A 20384-nucleotide genomic window follows, 5' to 3' on the forward strand; every position below is an offset into this window, starting at 1 on the left:
TCGTCAAGAAATTAAAATATATTTGCAATAACAACAACACAACAAACAATGAATATTCTTATTTTAGGTTCTGGAGGAAGAGAACACGCTTTTGCATTAAAACTATCTGAAAGCAAAAAAATTAATCAACTTTTTGTAGCACCAGGTAATGCTGGTACAGATAAAATTGCGACCAATTTAAATATTGGAGTATCAGATTTTGAAGCAATTAAAACTGCCGTTTTAGAAAACAATGTAGAAATGGTAGTTGTTGGTCCAGAAGTTCCTTTAGTAGAGGGTGTTCACGATTTCTTTTTAGCAGATAAAGACCTAAAAAATATACCAGTAATTGGTCCTAAAAAAGACGGAGCTTTATTGGAAGGTAGTAAAGATTTCTCAAAACAATTCATGCAAAAGCATGGTGTGCCAACTGCAAAATATCAATCTTTTACTAACGATAATTTAGAAGAAGGTTTTGCCTTCTTAGAAACTTTAGCACCACCATTTGTTTTAAAAGCAGACGGTTTAGCTGCTGGTAAAGGTGTTTTGATTTTAAATTCTTTAGAAGAGGCTAAATCAGAATTAGAAAACATGGTTTCTAATCAAAAATTTGGCGAAGCTTCTACAACTGTTGTAATCGAAGAATTTTTAAAAGGAATAGAATTATCTGTTTTTGTTTTAACAGACGGTAAAAGCTATAAAATTTTACCTTCAGCAAAAGATTATAAAAGAATTGGTGAAGGCGATGTTGGTTTAAATACTGGCGGAATGGGAGCAATCTCTCCAGTGCCTTTTGCAGATGAAGGTTTTTTAAATAAAGTAGAAGAATTAGTTGTAAAACCAACAATTGATGGCCTGCAAAAAGACGGTATCGATTACAGAGGTTTTATCTTTATTGGTTTAATGAATGATAACGGAAACCCTTCTGTGGTAGAGTATAACGTCAGAATGGGAGACCCAGAAACTGAAGTTGTTTTACCAAGAATAGAATCTGATTTGTTAGATTTATTTGAAGGTGTTGCGCATCAAAATTTAAAAGAAAAGTCTTTTTCTGTAACTCCTAAAACAGCAACAACTGTAATGTTAGTTTCTGGTGGTTACCCAGAGGCTTATGAAAAAAATAAAGAAATTACAGGCTTCGAAAATGTAGAAAATTCTATAGTATTTCATGCAGGTACAACAATAAAAGAAGGTAAAGTTGTCACCAACGGAGGTAGAGTTATGGCAGTAACTTCTTTTGGTGATACAATAGAGCAAGCACTAGAAAAAAGCTATAAAAGTATAGATAAGATTCATTTCGATAAAATGAACTTTAGAAAAGACATTGGTTTCGATTTAGTATAATTTTATTTTTATTTGGGCGTTTTAACAGGCTTTCCATTATATCTTTTTTCAGAAAAAGAAAAAAGGATGCCATTTCAATCCTTAACGCAACCTTTTTGCCGTAAATAATATTTTCTTAAACATTGTATTGTTTAAAAGTTTGGTAGCTTTAAACCTCAAATAAAATGTCTATTACCAAAAATAAAATAATAGTAGCGCCATTAAATTGGGGTTTGGGCCATGCAACTCGTTGTGTGCCCATTATAAACGCTTTGTTAGAAAATAATTTTGAGCCAATAATAGCATCAGATGGAAGTTCTTTAGAATTTTTGAAAAAAGAATTTCCTAATTTAGAGTTTTTAGAACTTCCGTCTTATAATATTTCTTACCACAAAAATTTAAAGTTTAAATTACTTTTACAAATTCCTAGAATTTTAGCAACGGTTAAAAAAGAACAACAAATTATTAATAATTTTATTAATGTTAATAAGAGTGTTGTTGGTGTAATTTCAGATAATAGATTTGGCGTAAGAAGTAATAAAGTTTCTTCTGTTTACATAACACACCAAGTAAATGTTTTATCTGGTATTACAACTTTTCTAGCAAGTAAAGTTCATCAGCAAATAATAAACAAGTTTGATGAATGTTGGGTTCCTGATGATAAAAATTCTGAACTTTCTGGGCGTTTATCAAAAACAAAAATCTCTAACCATAAGTTTATTGGTGCGTTAAGTAGATTTTCAAAAACTACCATTAAAAACTATAAAATTGATATTTTAATAGTGCTTTCTGGTGTAGAACCTAATAGAACATTATTAGAGCAAAAATTAATATCAGAATTTAAAAATGATGTTAGAAATATTGTTTTTGTTTTAGGAAAAGTAGAAAAAGATCAAAAGAAATGGACAAGTAATAATTGTGTTTTTTATAATTTTTTGCTGTCTAAAGACTTAGAACAAAAGATTAACGAGGCAGAATTAATTATATGCAGGTCTGGATATTCATCAATACTAGATTTATATACATTAGAAAAGAAAGTATTTTTTATACCAACTAAAAATCAACCAGAACAAGAATATCTTGCAAAACATTTAGAACAAAATGAGATTGCCCCGTTTGCTACTTTAGAAAATTTCAATAAAAAAATGCTGAATAATTTAAGTAATTACACAGGTTTTAAATCTAAAAAATCAGCTTTAAATAGTAGCTTATTTAGCCTTTTCCATAGTAAAAGAAAACTCTGATCCTTCACCATACGTACTTTTTAATAAAACTGTTTGGTTGTGAGCCTCTACAATATGTTTTACAATAGATAAGCCTAAACCAGAGCCACCTTGATCTCTAGATCTACTTTGATCTACTCTATAAAAACGTTCGAATAATCTAGATAAGTACTTTTGTTCGATGCCTTCACCGTTATCAACTACCCGAATAACATACTTATTGTCGTTATAATTATCTGCAGCAACAACAGTTGTTCCGTTAGGTTTACCGTATTTAATAGAGTTTACGATTAAGTTAATTAGAACTTGTTCTGTTTTTTCTACATCACCAACAACAAAAACAGGAAAATCATAAATTCTATCGAATTTTAAAGTGATATTTCTTTTTTTAGCTTTCATTTCAAACAAATCAAATACATTTTGAATAATTTCTAAAATGTTGAAAACAACCATGTTTAATTTCAATCCGTCTGTTTCTAATTTAGCAATCATATCTAAATCTTTGGTAACGGCAACAAGTCTTTCTACTCCTTTGTTGGCTCTTTCTAGATATTTTTCGCGAATATTTTTATCATCCATAGCACCTTCTAAAAGTGTAAGGATGTAACCTTGTACAGTAAATAAAGGTGTTTTAAGTTCGTGTGCAACGTTTCCTAAAAAATCTCTTCTAAAAGAATCTCTTTCTGTTAAACTTTTTATTTCGAGTCTTTTTCCTTCAACGTATTTTTGCATTCGCTTCGAAAGTTTTTCAATATCTGTAGTAACAGATTGTTTTCTAAGATCATTTACGTCTAGAATAGAAACGTCTTCGTATATCTTTTTTAACCTTCTGTATATAAAATGTTCTGTTCTATACTGAATTATAAAAAAAGAAATTATAAACAAAAGAAGTATAGCAATTACTGCTGTACTTAAGTTAAGTTTATCTGTACTAAAAAAGTATGTTATTATAGCAATACTTGCAGAAAGTATTGTTAAGTATGTTGCAGACCAAAGTGCGTATGAATAGGTTTTTTTAAACTTCATAAAAGCAAATTTATTTATCTGCTTCTAGTAATACAAATTTATAACCAACTCCTTTAACGGTTTTAAAATGGTCGTCTCCTATTTTTTCTCTTAATTTTCTAATATGTACATCTATTGTTCTACCACCAACTACAACTTCATTACCCCAAACGGTATCTAAAATTACTTCTCTTTTAAAAACTTTACCTGGTTTAGATGTTAATAAAGAAAATAGTTCAAATTCTTTTCTAGGCAATAAAATCTTTTTACCCGCTTTATAAACTACATATTCTTCTCTATCAATAACTATATCGCCAATTTTAAAAGTCTCTTCGCTTTCTTTTTCAGATTTTAATCTTCTTAAAAGAGATTTTACCTTACTAACTAGTACTTTTGGTTTAATAGGTTTTGTAATATAATCATCTGCGCCAGCTTCAAAACCTGCTACTTGAGAGTAATCTTCTCCTCTTGCAGTTAAAAATGAGATGATAACATTTTCTAACGAATTAATTTTTCTAATTTTTTCACAAGCCTCGATACCATCCATTTCAGGCATCATTATATCTAATAAAATTAAATGCGGTGTATTTTTTTTAGCAGATTTTATAGCTTCTTGCCCATTATTTGCAGTAAAAACTTGATAACCTTCATTTCTTAAGTTATAACCAACTATTTCAATAATATCTGGTTCATCATCTACTAATAGAATTTTAATATCGCTTTTATTCATGATTTTAAATAAATGTAAGTATCAAAAATAGTAATTATTATTATAGCAAAAGTATCCTTAACAAACATTTAATTTTAAATAGAATATAGATAACGTTTACTTAACGATAAAATTTAAGGTCTTTTTTTGTTAGTTGATTTAGAGTTTGTTAATGATTAGGTAACAAAAAAGGAAATCTAAAAACTTATATTTGTTTCTTGAACTTATAAATCCTATTCACATGAAAAAAAATTACTTTTTAACTTTTTTATTTACTCTTTGTTTTAGCGCGTTGTCATATGGTCAAGGCTCTGAATCTTTTGCAAATTCGAATGCTACAGGTTCTTATGCAGATAATAGCTTTGTTGGAGATGGCGGTATAACTTGGACTTATGTTGCTTCTAGAAATGCAAATAATACTGCTGGTGTAACTTTACCAGCAATAATGCTTAGAAGATCTAGTGATGATAGTAAAATAACATCAAGTACTATTTCTGGTGGTATTGGTAATTTTTCTGTAAAACTTTATAAAGGTTTTACTGGTTCTGGAGACAGGCAAGTAGAATTATTTGTTAACGGTGTATCAAAAGGAACATCAGAAGCTTTTGATGATTACGATGAACACGTATTTTCTGTTTCTGGTATAAATATTTCTGGAGATATAGTGATAGAAATTAAAAATATAACAGGAAAACAAGTTATAGTAGATGATATTTCTTGGACAGTACCAAGTTCCGACCCAGCAATAAATACAATTGGTACAATATCTTTGTTAGAGTATTTTGAAGGAAATGGCCCATCACCAGAAAAAGGATTTAATGTAGAAGGTACTAATCTAACTTCAGATATTACTATTTCTGCCCCAACAAATTTTGAAGTTTCAACCGATGCTACTGGTACATTCGCTCAATCTATTTCTTTAATGCAAACTTCTGGTGAAGTTGCGTCAACGTCAATTTACGTGCGTTTAAAAGAAGGTTTAGGTGTAAATACATATGCAGGCGATATTACGATAAGTTCTACAGATGCAACTTCTATTACAGTCGCTTTAACAGGCGAGGTAAAAAATGCAGATCCTCAATTTACATATGCAGAATTTTTAAATAAATTTAGTTATACGCTAGAAGAAGGTCCGTCTGATGTTCAAAACTTTTCTGTAGAAGGTTTGTTTCTAACAGATGATTTTATCATTACTGCACCAGAAAATTTTGAAGTTTCTTTTTCTGAAGATGCAGATTTTAGTAGTTCTTTATCAATTACACCTAATGCAGGTAAAATTGAAGATATTATCTACATTCGTCTAAAAGCAGGAATTACAGTTTCTGGTAATTATCAAGGTGATGTAACACTTTCTTCTACAGGAACAACTGCTGTTAATTTTAATGTTGAAGGAGTTGTTTATGGTGAGTTAACAAACAATATAATTATTACAGGTGTTTTTGATGGTAGTTTATCTGGTGGAATACCAAAAGGAGTTGAGTTATACGTGTTAGAAGATGTTGCAGATTTAAGTTTATTTGGATTAAGCTCTGTTTCTAATGGTGCTGGTTCTACTAATGGAGTTGTAGAATTTAATTTTCCTGCTGTAGCAGTAACTGCAGGGACTTTTATATATATATCTTCAAGTGAAACTGGATTTACAGATTTTTTTGGTAAGAATGCAGATTACATTACAGGTGTAGTAAATATTAACGGAGACGACGCTATTGAATTATACGAAAACGGAAAAATTATAGATGTTTTTGGTGATGTAAATAAAGATGGTTCTGGTGAAACTTGGGATTATCTTGATGGTTGGGCGTACAGAAGTTCTTCTTCTACACCAAAAGGAACTACTTTTAACGATACAGATTGGTCTTATAGTGGTGTAAACGGTTTAGAAGGTGGTACAAATAATGCTACTGCAACAACTCCTTTTCCTATGGGTTCTTTTCAACCTGCAACAGCTGCTGTTTCTAAAAATAGTATCGAAGGTTTTAAAACATTTCCAAATCCTGTTACAAATAAAGAATTTACTGTATCAACAAATAATACAAGTGTAAAGCAAATTGTAATTTTTAATGTTTTAGGCAAAAAAGTTTATGCTGCAAGTTTTTCTGGCGCAAAATCTACAATAAATGTTTCTGATATGAATGCAGGAATTTATATTGTAAAAGTTACTGAAGATGGTAAAACAGCTACAAAAAAGTTGGTAATAAGATAATTACGAATCTACTTTTCAATATTAAGACAGCTCCGATTTATTTCGGAGCTTTTTTTTTGACTATATTTAGAGAAGAAAAAGAAAAAGATGAATTTAAAATTGAAATTAAGCAATATCTTATTTTTAGATATAGAAACTGTACCAGAAGAAAGTGATTGGCAAAATTTAACAACAACAACTCAAGAATTATTTAAGAAAAAAACAAGTTATCAACGTAAAGAAGAAATTACAGCAGCAGAATTTTATGAAAGAGCCGGTATTTGGGCAGAATTTGGTAAAATAATATGTATTTCTGTAGGTTATTTTGTTCTAAATGATGCGAAAAATCAATTTAGAGTAACTTCTTTTTTTGGTGATAATGAATTTAAATTATTAACAGAATTTAAAAACTTACTTGAAACACATTTTTCTAAACCATCTAATATATTATGTGCTCATAACGGTAAAGAGTTCGATTTTCCTTTTATAGCTAGAAGAATGATTGTACATCAAATTCCATTACCTAAAAAACTTAATTTATTTGGTAAAAAACCTTGGGAAATTTCGCATTTAGATACTTTAGAGTTGTGGAAGTTTGGTGATTATAAACATTATACTTCCCTAAATTTACTAACTTCAATCTTAGGGATACCATCGCCAAAAGATGATATTGATGGGAGTGAAGTTGCAAAAGTTTATTACCTAGAAAAAAACATTAAAAGAATAGTTAAGTATTGCGAAAAAGATACAATTACGGTAGCGCAGGTATTATTAAGATTTAATAATCAACCTTTGTTAGAAGAAAAGGATATTGTAAATGTTTAATTAGGTTTAGAAAGTATAAATAACAATATATGATAAAAAGCAGGTAAAAATGCAATTGCTAATATTACTCTAAACTTTTTTAAATTATTTTTTGTTTGTAGCCAAATTATCAATGGTGATAATAAAGATAAAAGCAAACCTATATAAACGCATACTCGAGATATAAGTTTGCTATATTTGTATATATATTGATGTTCAGAAAACCGACAAACTTCAAAACCTCCTTTGAGTATTAAATATTGAATTAACAGCAGGTATATAACTACGGTAAATATAAATGGTGATGTGAAAATTTTTACTGTTTTCATCATATTAACCCAAACAACAATTAATCTTCTAATTTCATAGAAAGTTCTAGCCAACGCTCTTCTTTTGCTTCTAAATTATCTATAATTTCTTGTAACTCTTCAGATTTTTTTGGAATATCCTCTGTGGCAATTTCTACGTTTAAAAATTGTTTTTCAATTGTTTCTTTCCTTTTCTGAAGTCTTTCTATTTCACTTTCTAAAGCCCCGAATTCTCTTTTTTCATCAAAGCTTAAAGCAGATTTCGTATTTTTTTTAGTTGCTTTTTTTTCATCTTTTTTAATGCTAGTTTTTTCTGAATTATCTTTAGAAATAGAACTATCATAAGCTCTAAAATCTGAGTAGTTGCCAGGAAAATTTTCTACAACACCTTCACCTCTAAAAACAAATAATGAATCTACAATTTTATCCATGAAATATCTGTCGTGAGAAACCACTAAAAGATTTCCTGGATAGTCTAAAAGAAAATTTTCTAAAACATTTAAAGTAACTACATCTAAATCATTGGTAGGTTCATCTAAAATTAAAAAGTTAGGATTCTGAATTAAAACGGCACACAAATACAGTCTTTTTTGTTCTCCTCCTGATAGTTTTTCTACAAAATCATATTGTTTTTTCTTATCAAACAAAAATCTTTCTAGCAATTGCGATGCAGAAATTCTTCTTCCTTTTGCTAACGGAATTTCTTCACCAAATTCTTTTACGACTTCAATTACTTTTTGCCCTTCTTTAATTTGGATACCAGCTTGCGTGTAGTAACCAAATTTTACAGTTTCACCTAAAACTACCTTACCAGCATCTAAAGGTGCTTTTTCGGTAATAATATTTAAAAATGATGATTTTCCTGTTCCGTTTTTACCAATAATTCCTACTCTTTCTCCTCTTTTAAAAACATAATCAAAACCATCTAGAATCTTTTTTTCTCCCCAAGATTTATGCACTTTATGTAGTTCTAGAATTTTACTTCCCAAACGTTCCATATTAATTTCTAATTGAACTTGATGGTCTTTTCTACGCTGATGTGCTTTTTCTTTAATAGCGTAGAAGTCGTCTGTTCTAGACTTCGATTTAGTGGTTCTAGCTTTTGGTTGCTTACGCATCCAATCTAATTCTTTTTTAAATAAACTTTTAGCTTTGCTTAAGTTGGTGGCTTCTAATGCTAATCGTTCTTCTTTATTTTGAAGGTAGTAAGAGTAGTTGCCTTTGTATTTGTATATTTTACCTTCATCTAATTCTAAAATTTCGTTACATACGCGCTCTAAAAAGTAACGGTCATGCGTTACCATAAAAAGTGTTATTTTTTCTTTAGCAAAAAAAGCTTCTAACCATTCTATCATTTCTAGATCTAAATGATTTGTAGGTTCGTCTAAAATTAATAAATCTGGTTTATTAATTAAAACGATGGCAAGAGACAAACGTTTTCTTTGTCCTCCAGACAAGGCGCCAACTTTTAAAGATAAATCGTCTAATTTTAATTTAGATAAAATCTGCTTGTATTGTGTTTCGAAATCCCAAGCATTAAACTGTTCCATTTGCTCAAATGCAGCTTGGTAAGTATCTGTGTCGTCTAAGTTTTTTAACGCTTTTTCGTATTGCTTTACAATAGATAGAATTTTATTATCTGTAGCAAATATTGTTTCTTCGATAGTTAAATCTGGGTTTATATCATCTTTTTGTGCTAAGTAAGCAATAGAAATTCCTTTTCTACTTACTACTTGGCCAGAGTCTGGTACATCTAAACCGGCTATAATATTAAGTATAGAAGTTTTTCCGCTTCCGTTTTTTGCCACAAAAGCTACTTTTTGATCTTTATTAATACCAAAAGAGATGTCGTCAAACAATATACGTTCTCCGTAAGATTTAGAAATGTTTTCTACTGATAAATAATTCACTATTTGTATTTTTTTACAAAGAAACAAAAAACCCAAGCAAAGGCTTGGGTTTTTGAATCATTTAATTTTAGGGGACGCATTAGGGGTGCTAACTAAATGACTTTTATACTTGTAAAAATATAAGTTAAACACATGCTTGTCAATCCCTGAATTCAGTATATTTTCACTATCCCTGAATTCAGGGATAGTGAACCCTGAATTCAGTATATCAATAATTTTAAATTACTGTTTAATAGTGATTTATTATTCGTTATGTGAATGCTACTAAATTAAATTTTAATAAACTTTTTAATTAACCTCTCTTCTCCGTCGCTAATTTCTAGTAAATACATACCAATTTTTAAATTAGAAACTTCAATTGAGTTGTTTCGTAATTTTCCTGATTTTATTGTTTGCCCGATAGAATTAATAATTTTATACGAATTAACAGTACTAGTAGATAACTGTACATTTAATACGGTTTTTACTGGGCTTGGATAAATGTTAAACGATCCGTCTGTAGTGTTAAAGAAAGTATCATTATTAGCTATACTGATGTTGTTAGAGGCTGCAACATTGTTTAAACTCACATTGTCTATGGCAATATCTGCTTGCCATGTATTACCAGTAACTCTATTAAATCTTAACTTAATATTACTACCTAAGTATGATGATAAATCTACACTAGCGTTTAACCATTGGTTTCCTTTGTTGCCAGATTCTGTCCAGATACTCGACCAAGAAGCACCGTTATCATCACTAACTTCTACATCTAACGTTCCTGTGTTTGCTGCACCATACATGTGATAATTAAAATTAAATGAAGCTGAAGATACGCTTGATAAATCAAAACAAGGTGATGTTAGTACCGCTTGTTTGGTTGGGTAACCAGTGTTGTTTCCAGAAGCTTCAACAAATAAATATGAATTACCTTCTGTGGCAGAAGTAGGTCCGGTATTATTAGAAGGTGTTCCGTTTGTATTAACAATCCAATTTAAATCATCGTCTGTGTTTTGAGACCAGCTACCAATGTTTCCTTCAAAACCTTCGTTATAAGGAAAAGAACTTACCTCTGCGGTACAACCATTATTATTGTTACTACCGCTAGTTAATTCGATATTATCTAATGCGATATCTGCTTGCCAAGTACTTCCAGTAATTCTATTAAATCTTAATTGAACAGTAGTTCCTATAAATGCATTTAAATTTACATTGGTAGACAACCACTGGTTTCCTTTATTTCCAGATTCATTCCAGATACTTGTCCAACTTGTTCCGTTATCATTACTTATTTCTAAGGTAATTGTACCCATATCTGTTGCACCGTACATATGGTAATTAAAACTGAAGTTTGCAGAAACCTCATTAGTCAAGTCAAAACAAGGTGAGTTTAAAATAGCTTGTTTGTTTGGGTAACCAGTTCCGTCTCCAGATGCTTCTACAAAAACATATGAGTTTCCGTTTGTAGCAGAAGAGGGTCCTGTGTTTCCAGAAGGCGTTCCGTTAGAAGTGATAGACCAGTCAATATCATCCGCAGAAGATTGAGACCATGTACCTAAGTTTCCTTCAAAACTTTCAGTATAAGGAAAAGTTGATACTCCGTTTACACAATTATTAGTGCTTACTGCATTAACATTTATTGTTCTAGAAACTTGGGTTGCTGCATTTCCTGCATTGTCACTTACATTGTAATTTCTAATATATGTACCAGCTGTATCTGTGTTTACATTACCAGTAATAGTTATAGAAGAGGTTAAATTTCCGTCTACATTATCTGTGGCTGTTGCACCTTGTTCAGAATAAGTGTCGCCTACATTTAAATCTAAAGTTGAAGCTCCGTTTAATGTAATTACAGGTGCTATTGCATCTGCGGATGCGGCTTGAATATTTACAGTATAATCTTCAACTTCTCCGTAAGAAAAACTTTGACAAGATGTAGGAATGGCATTGTAGCTCATAGAAACTCTCATTCTTGTAGAGGATTCTATTGCAGATGCTGGTACTGTAAATGAAGCCGAAACTGTTGCGTTTTGGTTTGGTGCAACTGATAAAACCTGCTCATTAGCATCCGTGAAATCTCCATCCTTATTAAAGTCAATCCAAACTGCGTAACCTTCGTTGTATTTGGTTCCTGTCCATGTAGGTGTAATAGTTACAGTATAAGTATCACCTTTTATTAAATTAGTTGATGTGTTAGTAAAATCTGAGTAAAACTGAGCACCTGAATTATTGTCTATTGCGCCAAGTTGTACATTACTTATAAATTCATCATTAACATTAGAACTTTGAGAAGCACAATAATTAATAGGGGTAACATCTGTTGTAACAGTTAAAATATTACTTGCTGTAGAAATATTACCTGCATCATCTTTTGCTTTTACAGAGAACGAATATGTTGTGTTAGATGTTAATCCATTTACTACAAAATTAGTGTTTGCAGTGTTTCCAACAACAGTACTTCCGTTTAAAATATCGTAAGAATTTACTGCGACGTTATCTGTTGAAGCTGTCCAGTTTAAAGTTACAGATGTATCAGTTTTATTATTTGAAACTAATGCTGTCGGAGCAGTAGGAGCTGTTGTATCTGGTGCTAATGTTGTTGCATTTATAGTTGTACTCTTAACAGAGCTATTGCCCGCACTATCTTTTGCAATAACATAAAAGTTATAGCTAGTATTTGCGCTTAAGCTTGTCGATGTATAGGTTGTAGTTGTAACAGTTGTTAGTAGGTTGCCATTTCTATAAACATCGTAGCCTATAACACCAATATTATCTGTGGATGCATTCCAAGAAAGCTGAACAGAGTTTTCTGTAATATTACTTGTAATTAAGTTCGTTGGAGTAGTAGGAGCTTGCGTATCTGGTGCAGTAGATTGGGTAAATGTACCTGTAAATACACCTCTACCGTATGTAGAAGCTATTATTTTATTATTTGTATTATCGCCAGATACATTCCAATAGTCTAAAGAAGTAACACTAACATCGCTCATACCATTATATGATTGAGACCAATTAGGGTTTGTATCGTTAAAATTTTCTGTAGACCAAACACCTAATTGAGTTGCTATAATTGCTTCGTTAGGTGCTAAAGGATTTAATAAAAAGTCTCTTACAGGAATATTTGGAAGATTCCCTTCTTTGTTTGACCAAGAGCTACCTGCGTTAGATGAGTACCAAACACTAGTAACCCCATAATTATGTATTGTTACAATTAAATCGTTTGCAGTTTCTCCAAACCTAATAGAAGAGATTGCGCCAACAAAAGGATTGTTAACTGTTGTAAATGTTGCAGAATTATTGGTAACATTTGTTAGTTTAACTAATCCGCCGTTAGACAAACCAACATACCAAGCATTGTTTTCGAAAGGAGAAGCTCTAAATGCTGTCGGACTTGAAGTTAATGCCGCATTGGTTAATGATCCTTTAGTGTTGGAAGCTACATTTATACTTAAAATAGAGTTACTACTTGCTGTAGATTGATTTGATAATAGTCTATTTGCATTGCTATCATAATCCATCGGGTTTACAAAATCACCAGTACTTTGATCACTAGACAAAGTTGTTGCTCCTCCATCAATTCTTCCTTGACCATTCCAAGGTAAATTAAATCTATAAATTACATTGTAAACATAAGTTGCAATCATGTATTGCCCATCTTTATCTACAAATGTGTAAAATCCGTCTCCATCACTTAAATCTTCAGAAGAGTTTATTCCGTTGGCTGTATTTGCATCTCTAAAAGCTTGTGTACCGTTGTCTTGTGCTCCAGCAGAAAAAATTCCATTTAAATCTCCAACACCATCTGGTCCAATACTTGCTTTTACAAATTGTGTAACATTGTAGTTGTTGTTTCTTACGTTAATAGAACTACCCGAGTTGCCAGAATAATAAATACCACCATCATTACCAAATAACACTTTCGAAGCATCATTATTACCAAACGCAATAGAATGTTGATCTGCATGTACATTGTTTGGTTGACCAAAACCACCGTACCAATGCGATAATTGAGACCAAGAATTACCTCCGTTTGTAGATTTGAACAAATCGATTCCACCAACATATAAAACATTATCGTTTGCAGGATCAGCTTCGATTACCAAGTCGTAAAATGCTTGACCTCTAGTGAAATCATTTGCAGAAATGCCTGTATCTGCATCATTTGGCAATGCTTTAGAGGTAATTGTATTAAAGCTGTTTGTTGTTTGATAAATATGTACAGGAGAGCTAACACCTTGAGTTAAGGCATATATTTTATTTCCGTTTGTTGCTGATGGTTCTAATTCTACTCTATTAGAATCCGTTAGAGGAGAGGCGTTAGCTTCTGTCCAAGTAGATCCGTTTGTAGAACTGTAAACTCTACCACCACCTTCGCCAAGTGCAGAACCAATGGTTCCCATCCAAAGTTTGTTATCTGCACCAACTTCTAAATCATTAGGAATGTAATAATACGTAGATCCGCCAAAAGAGTAAGACAGATTAGAAGATTCTATTCTGCTCCAAGAACTGCCATTATTTGTAGATCTATAAATACCAGCAGATTGTAAACCCAACCAATTTTTCGGACTTGAAGAATCTCCGTAAACATGAGCGCCAACGGCAACAAAAAGTTCTGTAGAGTTTCCGTTATCCCAAGCTAAAACATCGTTTACATAGTAAATACCTTTTAAAAATAAATTAGAAGCGTTGTAATCAAAAGAATCTGGTCCGGCGGCAGGAATTGTAACTGCAGACCAATTATTACCACCATCTGTTGTAACGTAAACTCCGTTACCTACAACATCTCCAGCGGTATGTTGTTCTCCGGTACCAACATACCATCTATTAGAATTTCTAGGATCTACAGTAATAGAGGTTACAGAAAGGTTTCCTGGTACATTTTGCACTCTGCTCCATTGAGAATTTGAATTTGAAATGTTTGTGTTTTTCCATAATCCTCCAGAAACACCACCTGCATAAACAGTATTATTAGAACTGTCATTTGGATCGAACATAATAACCCTTGTTCTACCACCTACGTTATTTGGGCCTCTTTCTTCCCATGCATTCGAGCTGTTTCCGGGGGTTTTTCTAGCCACTCTTTTTTTCATTATTTTCTTTCTGAGTTCGTTTAACTCACCATCATCTAATTTTCCTGTTTCAGGATTTATGGTAAGTTCCCACATCTGCTCGAAATACCTGTTAGGGGGCAATCCATTTTGTTTCCTTTTCTTTTTATCCCAAGTTAATGTTTCTTTATATGGGCTGTTTTTAATAAAATTTTCTAACTTTTTTCTTTTTGATAGCAATTCTTCTTTCTCTTTCTTTTTAACAATTGTTTTTGATAAAAAAAAGGAGAACATTAAAATAGCGATTGAGCTAAATATTAACTTAAAGTAACTGTTTTTTTTCATGTGAATAAAATTTTTAAAAATTCGGGGATTGAATTAATTTGATAATAATATTATTTTTTGCATTTATAATTTATTAAAATATCTTAATTTATTATTAAATACTCATCAAAATTATTAATTTATTGAATATTGTGCAATCCCTGAATTCAGGGTTTTTTGATATCCCTGAATTCAGGGATAGTCTATTATAGTTTCTGCTAAATTTTAAGAGTTTGAGCAAAGTCTATGAATAGATTTTTTATAAAAATCATTTTACTTTAATAGATTCAATTTTTTTAAAATCTTTTTAATAATGGTATATTGCAACGATAATTTTTGATTAAAAAAAACATGAAGATAATAGTACCAATGGCAGGAATAGGTTCTCGTTTAAGACCACATACATTAACAGTTCCTAAGCCTTTAACCGTAATTGCAGGAAAACCAATTGTGCAAAGACTTGTAGAAGATATTGCGTCTGTGGTTAATGAAGAAATAGAAGAGATTGCGTTTATTATTGGTCCTGCTAAAAAAGGGTTTCCGGCAAATACTAAAGATAACTTATTAGAAATAGCCAAAGAATTAGGTGCGAAAGGTTCTGTTTATGTTCAAGAAGAAGCGCTAGGAACTGCGCATGCATTATTTTGTGCTAAAGATTCTTTAAGTGGCCCATGTGTTGTAGCTTATGCAGATACTTTATTTAAAGCAGACTTTAAATTAGATTCTAACGCAGATGGTGCAATTTGGGTAAAACAGGTAGAAGATCCAAGCGCTTTTGGTGTGGTAAAACTAGAAGATGGATTTATTACAGATTTTGTAGAAAAGCCAAAAGAATTTGTTTCTGATTTAGCGATAATTGGTATTTACTACTTTAAAGATGGTGATAGAGTTAGAGACGAAATTCAATATTTAATTGACAACGATTTAAAAGAGAATAACGAGTTTCAGTTAACAAATGTTTTAGAAACTTTAAAAAAAGACGGCGCTAAATTTATTCCAGGAACTGTAAATACTTGGATGGATTGTGGTAAAAAAGATCCAACGGTAGATACCAATAAACAAGTTTTAGATTTTGAGCATAAAGCTGGTAATAATTTGGTATCTAAAGACGTTGTATTAGAGAATTCAGAAATTATAGAACCTTGTTTTGTGGGTAAAAATGTTGTGCTTAAAAACACAAAAATTGGTCCTTATGTTTCTATTGGAGAAAATAGTGTAGTAGAAAATGCTACGATAACAAACTCTTTAATACAAACAAATGTTGTAATTTCAAATGCAAAATTAGACAATGCAATGATTGGTAACCATGCAAAATACAACGGTAAATACACTTCTGTTAGTATTGGAGATTATACAGAATTAATCTAATGAGTTTTACAAAAAAAGAAATAAATAAATTAAAAGAGGGGCAATTTCATTATTTTAAATTGTCTCTTTTTGCTTTGTTCTTTTTTTTAATATCAATAGATAGTTTTGCACAAGACAGCATACCTGTAGCTGTAGATTTAACAGAAGAAAAAGAACTAAAGTTTCAGCAGTTTTTCTTTAAAGCATTATCGCAAAAATCTATCGGTAATTATCAAAAGTCGATAGAGAATTTAGAAAACTGTAATCAAATATTACCTAACAATAGTGTTGTTTTTTTTGAGTTTTCTAAGAATTACCTAGAATTAAATAAAAAACTTTTAGCTAAAGAATATATAAAAAGAGCTATTGATCAAGAACCTAATAATATTTGGTTACAAAAGCATTTAGTAAAAATTAATGTTTCAGCTAGAGATTTTTCTGAAGCAATAAAAGTTCAGAAAAATATTGCTACTATCAATAAAAAAGAGCGCGAGTATTTAGTAAGACTTTATTTAAAAAATAGAGATTTTAAAAACGCTATAAATCTGATGGAGGTTTTAGAAGATGAAAACTCTTTGTCTTCTAGTTTAAAAAGTATAAAAGATAATTTACAGCAAACTAGAAAAGCAAGACCTGTAAAAAGTTCTTCGGTAAGTAATATTTTTAAACAGTTTGAAACTGATAAATCATATGTACTTTTAAAACAAATTTTAGAAAATGTAAAACAAGATTCAGACTTATTATTAGATTATAGTAAAAAAGGAATCGAGCTGTTTCCAGCGCAGCCATTCGTGTATTTAATGAATGGTAAGGCTTTAAATGCGAAGGAAAAATTTAACGAAGCTATCGTTTCTTTAAAAAATGGTATCGATTTTGTAATTGAAGACAATATGGAAGCAGATTTTTATAATGAAATGGCTGTTTCTTATAAAGGTATAGGTAATACTACCGAAGCAAATAAGTACAAACAAAAGTCTAAAAAGTTAAAAAAATAATATGCGATATTTTAAATATATATTAATGCTAACTTTAGTTTTTACAGCTTGTAAATCGAAGAAGTTAGTTTTAGATGCTAACATAAAAGCAAAAGAAATTTCTGTAAATAAGGTTGTTAGAAAGCATATTGCTGCAAATTTTAAAAAGGAAACTATAGACGCTAAGTTTAAAGCAAATTTTAATGACGGTAAAACAAACCAAAGCATTACCGTGTATTTAAAAATAACAAAAGACAAAGAAATATTTTTAAAAGGAACCAAATTTATAACGGTTTTTAAAGCTAAAATTACTCCAACATCAATTGCTTATTATTCGCCATATGCAAAGAATTATTTTGAAGGTGATTTTAAAATGCTAAAGAAAATTTTAGGTACAGAAATTAATTATGAACAATTACAAAGTTTGTTTTTAGGAGAAGCAATGTTAGATGTAAAGAAGAATAAGCAAAATGTAGAAATTGTAAATAATTCTTATATTCTTACGCCAACAGCTAAAGATCTTCTTGCTAATGTTGTTACAGCAGTAAATCCTAATCATTTTAAATTAGATTTTCAAGCCATTGCGTCACCAATAAAAAAAGAAAGCTTAGAAATTAAATATCCTTCTTATAAATTAATAGATAATGTAGTTTTTCCTGCGGAAATTAATATTACTGCAAAGCAAGTTAGTAAAACGACAAAAATAGATTTTACTTTAAAATCTGTTGAATTTAATACAGCATTAAACACATCTTTTTCTTTGCCTAAAGGATATAAACGCATTAATTTATAGTGATAAAATTTCGTTTACACATATCAATTTTTATTTTACTTTTTAGTTGTATAACTGTTTTTAGTCAAACAAAAAAAGAGCTAGAGGCACAGCGTAAAAGATTAAAAAAAGAAATCGTTCAGGTTAATAACTTATTATTTAAAGAGCAAAAAAGAGAAAAAAATGTTCTTGAAGATCTAAAGGATTTAAATCAAAAAATAGATGTTAGGCAAAAATTAATAAGAACTATCAATTCCGAGGCTAAATTATTATCATCAGAAATAAATAAAAATAAGTCAGAAATTTCTAAGTTAGAAAAAGAACTTGCAGTGCTTAAAAAAGATTATGCAAGTATGATTTATAAATCTTATAAGAGTAAATCTCAGCAAAGTAGAATGATGTTTATTCTGTCTTCTCAAAATTTTTACCAAGCTTACAAACGTTTAGAGTATATGAAGCAATATACTTCATTTAGAAAAAGGCAGGGAGATCAAATAGGTGAGCAAACATTAGTTATCAAAAAGAAAAACGACTCTTTATTGTATCAGAAGCAAGTTAAAGATACTTTAATCTCTATAGAAAAAGATCAGAAACAGCAAATAGAGCTCGATAAGAAAAATAAAGAGCAATTAATTTCTACAATAAAAAAGAAAGAACGCAAATATAAAAGAGAGATTCAGAATAAAATTAATGCTGAAAAAAGAATTGCAGAAAAAATTGATAAAATAATTAAAGATGAAATTGCCAAAGCAAATAGGTTAGCAAATGAAAAACTTAAAAATAAACCTAAAACAACAAAGAAAAACGAGTTTGTTTTATCGCCAGAAGCTAAGGCTTTAGCTGCAAGATTTGAGCTGAATAAAGGTAAGTTACCTTGGCCAATAGAAGAGGGTTTAATTACAAGAAGATTTGGTAAACAATCGCACCCTATTTACCCTGGTATTACAATTAATAGTACAGGTTTGCATATGATAACTAAAAAAGGTAAAAGTGCACAAGCTATTTTTAACGGTAAAATTTTAAATGTTTTAGTTACTTCTGGCGGTAAAAGAAATGTTTTAATACAGCATGGTAATTATATTACGTCTTATAATAATTTAGAAAAATTGTATGTCAAAAAAGGCGATAATGTAAAAACGGGTCAAAAAATAGGGCAAATTTTTACAGACAAAGTTTCTGGAAAAACTACTTTAATATTTGTGTTGTACAAAAATACAACCAAGCTTAATCCTGCTTCTTGGATTCTTAAAAGATAATTTTTTAGAATTTTTTATTTGTGTCAATTATTAAATTGATTGCAATAATATTTGCTTTTTATTGAGTCTATTTTTGTGTAAGAATTTAGAAAACATCTAGGTTCTATGTTTTATTAATTAAAAAATTACATAAAAATGGAAAACTTAAATAGAAAGACTGTTGCAATTTTAGCAACTAATGGATTTGAAGAAAGTGAATTAAGCGAACCAAAAAAAGCTTTAGAAAAAGCAGGAGCAACTGTTGAAATTGTTTCTTTAAAATCTGGAGAAATTAAATCATGGAACGATGGTGATTGGGGTAAAAACTACAAGGTAGATAAAACTCTAGAAGAGGTTTCTCAATTTGATTATAATGCATTAATGTTACCTGGGGGAGTTATAAATCCTGATGCTTTACGTAGAGATAAAAATGCAGTAGAATTTGTAAAATCATTTTTCGAAAATCATAAACCTGTAGCTGCAATTTGTCATGCACCATGGTTATTAGCAGAGGCTGGTGTTTTAGAAGGAAGAACAATTACATCTTTTAATTCTATTAAAACAGATATGATTAATGCTGGTGCAAATTGGGTAGATGAAGAAGTGGTAGTAGATGAAGGTTTGGTAACAAGTAGAAATCCAGACGATTTACCAGCGTTTAATAATAAGTTAGTAGAAGAGGTTTACGAAGGTAAACACGAGGCTCAAACGGCATAATTTATTCTAGCAAAAAAAAGCGCAATTTAATTGCGCTTTTTTTATTTGTATTTAATATTTTTTTGTAAAATGATAGAGTTTGGAACTGTCAAGAACTCTTGATCTGCAGTTTTTAAGGTGATAAAAAATGCGCCAATATCTCTAATTTCTCCTGTTATATTATTGTCTTTTTCTAAAATAGTAATTGTATCTCCAATTTTTACTGGGTAATTTACATATAAAATTAAGCCAGCGGTAATATTAGATAAAATAGACCATTGTGCAAAAAAAGCAATACCTAAAATTGTTAAAAATGAAGATATATATATTAATAATTGTTTTTCATCTACACCCCAAATAAAAGCGATTACAACAATTACGGTTATATAAATAAGAATTGTAACAATTTTATTTGTAACAAGAATTCTGGCATTTTGAAAACCGAATTTTGTTTGAATCTTTTTTAAAGAATTTGTAATGAATAGTCTTAGAAAAAATGCAATTACTACAATAATTACAGATTCTAATATTTTGAAATTATTTAAAAACTCCATAGTTACTAATTT

14 protein-coding genes are annotated in these 20384 nt (G+C 30.2%); 9 read left to right on the forward strand and 5 right to left on the reverse strand.

Translation table 11 applies throughout. The features are described 5' to 3' along the window. Window positions 1-48: 48 nt before the first annotated feature. Together purD and ACYPV9_RS02715 are read left to right on the forward strand one after the other, a co-directional pair. A complete protein-coding gene (purD, locus tag ACYPV9_RS02710) occupies window positions 49-1323 on the forward strand; it encodes a phosphoribosylamine--glycine ligase (RefSeq protein WP_459741515.1) in 1275 nt (424 codons plus the stop codon). Window positions 1324-1487: 164 nt separating this feature from the next. Then, on the forward strand, window positions 1488-2546 hold the full coding sequence (locus tag ACYPV9_RS02715; RefSeq protein ID WP_459741516.1) for a glycosyltransferase: 1059 nt from the start codon (window positions 1488-1490) through the stop codon (window positions 2544-2546). Here ACYPV9_RS02715 and ACYPV9_RS02720 read toward each other — a convergent pair. Together ACYPV9_RS02720 and ACYPV9_RS02725 are read right to left on the reverse strand one after the other, a co-directional pair. Beyond that, on the reverse strand, window positions 2511-3551 hold the full coding sequence (locus tag ACYPV9_RS02720) for a sensor histidine kinase (RefSeq protein WP_459741517.1): 1041 nt from the start codon (window positions 3549-3551) through the stop codon (window positions 2511-2513). The genes ACYPV9_RS02715 and ACYPV9_RS02720 overlap by 36 nt on opposite strands. Before the next feature lie 10 nt (window positions 3552-3561). After that, window positions 3562-4260, reverse strand: a complete 699-nt coding sequence (locus tag ACYPV9_RS02725) for a response regulator transcription factor (RefSeq protein WP_079737488.1) — start codon at window positions 4258-4260, stop codon at window positions 3562-3564. A gap of 220 nt (window positions 4261-4480) precedes the next feature. Here ACYPV9_RS02725 and ACYPV9_RS02730 point away from each other — a divergent pair, with 220 nt between their 5' ends. Both ACYPV9_RS02730 and ACYPV9_RS02735 read left to right on the forward strand, forming a co-directional pair. Then, complete coding sequence (locus tag ACYPV9_RS02730) at window positions 4481-6442, forward strand: T9SS type A sorting domain-containing protein (RefSeq protein ID WP_459741518.1); 1962 nt, start codon at window positions 4481-4483, stop codon at window positions 6440-6442. 87 nt (window positions 6443-6529) lie between these two features. Further along, the gene (locus ACYPV9_RS02735; RefSeq protein WP_459741519.1) at window positions 6530-7246 is read left to right on the forward strand and encodes a 3'-5' exonuclease; all 717 of its coding nucleotides are present in this window, start codon (window positions 6530-6532) and stop codon (window positions 7244-7246) included. 328 nt (window positions 7247-7574) lie between these two features. On the opposite strand, the gene ACYPV9_RS02740 is transcribed toward ACYPV9_RS02735, so the two are convergent. Both ACYPV9_RS02740 and ACYPV9_RS02745 read right to left on the reverse strand, forming a co-directional pair. After that, window positions 7575-9443, reverse strand: coding sequence for an ABC-F family ATP-binding cassette domain-containing protein (locus ACYPV9_RS02740; protein ID WP_459741520.1), 1869 nt, complete (start codon window positions 9441-9443; stop codon window positions 7575-7577). A gap of 269 nt (window positions 9444-9712) precedes the next feature. Next, window positions 9713-14815 carry a GEVED domain-containing protein gene (locus ACYPV9_RS02745; RefSeq protein ID WP_459741521.1) on the reverse strand — a complete coding sequence of 1701 codons (5103 nt, stop codon included), beginning with the start codon at window positions 14813-14815 and terminating at the stop codon, window positions 9713-9715. A gap of 330 nt (window positions 14816-15145) precedes the next feature. Between ACYPV9_RS02745 and ACYPV9_RS02750 the strand changes: the two genes are divergently transcribed. From ACYPV9_RS02750 to ACYPV9_RS02770, 5 genes are all read left to right on the forward strand, one after another. After that, the gene (locus ACYPV9_RS02750) at window positions 15146-16162 is read left to right on the forward strand and encodes a sugar nucleotidyltransferase (RefSeq protein ID WP_299062366.1); all 1017 of its coding nucleotides are present in this window, start codon (window positions 15146-15148) and stop codon (window positions 16160-16162) included. Continuing rightward, entirely contained in the window at window positions 16162-17136 is a 975-nt protein-coding gene (locus ACYPV9_RS02755; protein WP_459741522.1) for a tetratricopeptide repeat protein, read from the forward strand. The genes ACYPV9_RS02750 and ACYPV9_RS02755 overlap by 1 nt, the downstream gene beginning before the upstream one ends. Before the next feature lie 25 nt (window positions 17137-17161). Beyond that, window positions 17162-17908 carry a DUF4292 domain-containing protein gene (locus ACYPV9_RS02760; RefSeq protein ID WP_299062360.1) on the forward strand — a complete coding sequence of 249 codons (747 nt, stop codon included), beginning with the start codon at window positions 17162-17164 and terminating at the stop codon, window positions 17906-17908. Next, complete coding sequence (locus ACYPV9_RS02765; RefSeq protein WP_459741523.1) at window positions 17908-19143, forward strand: murein hydrolase activator EnvC family protein; 1236 nt, start codon at window positions 17908-17910, stop codon at window positions 19141-19143. The genes ACYPV9_RS02760 and ACYPV9_RS02765 overlap by 1 nt, the downstream gene beginning before the upstream one ends. A gap of 135 nt (window positions 19144-19278) precedes the next feature. Continuing rightward, a complete protein-coding gene (locus ACYPV9_RS02770; protein WP_459741524.1) occupies window positions 19279-19839 on the forward strand; it encodes a type 1 glutamine amidotransferase domain-containing protein in 561 nt (186 codons plus the stop codon). Window positions 19840-19880: 41 nt separating this feature from the next. Here ACYPV9_RS02770 and ACYPV9_RS02775 read toward each other — a convergent pair whose 3' ends face one another. Continuing rightward, window positions 19881-20372, reverse strand: coding sequence for a mechanosensitive ion channel family protein (locus ACYPV9_RS02775; RefSeq protein ID WP_299062353.1), 492 nt, complete (start codon window positions 20370-20372; stop codon window positions 19881-19883). Window positions 20373-20384: the final 12 nt, after the last annotated feature.

Source organism: Polaribacter sp. OB-PA-B3, from assembly GCF_054589375.1.